Annotated in this window: 1 tRNA gene and 1 rRNA gene; both read right to left on the bottom strand. The window is 43.4% G+C overall.

Annotated elements, in window-relative coordinates:
- Positions 1-31: 31 nt before the first annotated feature.
- A tRNA-Val gene (locus tag EP747_RS24045) sits at positions 32-107 on the bottom strand.
- A gap of 5 nt (positions 108-112) precedes the next feature.
- Positions 113-228, bottom strand: a 5S ribosomal RNA gene (rrf, locus tag EP747_RS24040).
- Positions 229-348 lie beyond the last annotated feature (120 nt).

Genomic DNA, 348 nt, shown 5'->3' with positions numbered 1-348 from the left:
GTTGCTCTACCAATTGAGCTAAGTCGGCATATGGTGGAGGATGACGGGCTCGAACCGCCGACCCCCTGCTTGTAAGGCAGGTGCTCTCCCAGCTGAGCTAATCCTCCATCAAACCAAGCGACGTTCTACTCTCACAGGGGGAAACCCCCAACTACCATCGACGCTGAAGAGCTTAACTGCCGTGTTCGGTATGGGAACGGGTGTGACCTCTTCGCTATCATCACTTGATTCATTTTCTTTAGGACATTAATTATTATATCAAAACATCTACTAAAGTCAATAACTTTTTTCGATATTTTTTTTATAAAATTCGTACCCTCAAAACTAGATAATGTCATTATCAAACTT

Source organism: Gottfriedia acidiceleris (assembly GCF_004138285.1).
Lineage (GTDB): Bacteria > Bacillota > Bacilli > Bacillales > Bacillaceae_G > Gottfriedia > Gottfriedia acidiceleris_A.
Note: the sequence above shows the minus strand (reverse complement) of the source record. Positions and strands in the feature narration are given on the sequence as shown.